The sequence below is a fragment of the Amycolatopsis vastitatis genome, from assembly GCF_002234595.1.
Classification (GTDB): domain Bacteria; phylum Actinomycetota; class Actinomycetes; order Mycobacteriales; family Pseudonocardiaceae; genus Amycolatopsis; species Amycolatopsis vastitatis.
The window spans coordinates 1-465 of the sequence record NZ_NMUL01000062.1 but is presented as its reverse complement, the minus strand read 5'-3'; the positions used below and the strand labels follow the sequence as shown (position 1 = coordinate 465).

Annotated in this window: 1 protein-coding gene; it reads right to left on the bottom strand. The window is 66.2% G+C overall.

Features of this window, described 5'->3' with window-relative positions:
- Positions 1 to 465, bottom strand: a 465-nt coding sequence (locus tag CF165_RS42675; RefSeq protein WP_143268822.1) for an FG-GAP repeat domain-containing protein, incomplete at both ends; no start/stop codon positions are given.

The window sequence follows — 465 nt, the reverse complement described above, 5'->3', positions numbered from 1 at the left end:
TTCGCTGCCCGCCGCGAAGTGGTCGTGCCACTTGACACTGTTGCCCACGAACTTGGTCCCGTCGGAGGTGGCGACGTAGACGTCGGTGGTGGTGCCGCGGGTGAAGGTGGCGATGTCGTCCTTGCCGTCGCCGTTGAAGTCCCCGATCGCCGGGACTTCGTCGTTGAAGGCGAAGTTGTCGTGCCATTTCACGCCGTTGCCGGCGAACTTGGTGCCGTCGGAGAGCGCGACGTAGACGTCGCCGCCGCTGCCGCGGGTGAAGACCGCGATGTCGTCTTTGCCGTCGCCGTTGAAGTCGCCGACGTAGGGCAGCTCGGCGTTGAACCCGAAGTCGCCGTGCCACAGCGAGCTTGCCCCGAACTTGGTGCCGTCCGACAGGGCGACGTAGACGTCACCGGTCGTGCCCAGGGTGAAGGTGGCGATGTCGTCCTTGCCGTCGCCGTTGAAGTCGCCGACCGCGGGGAT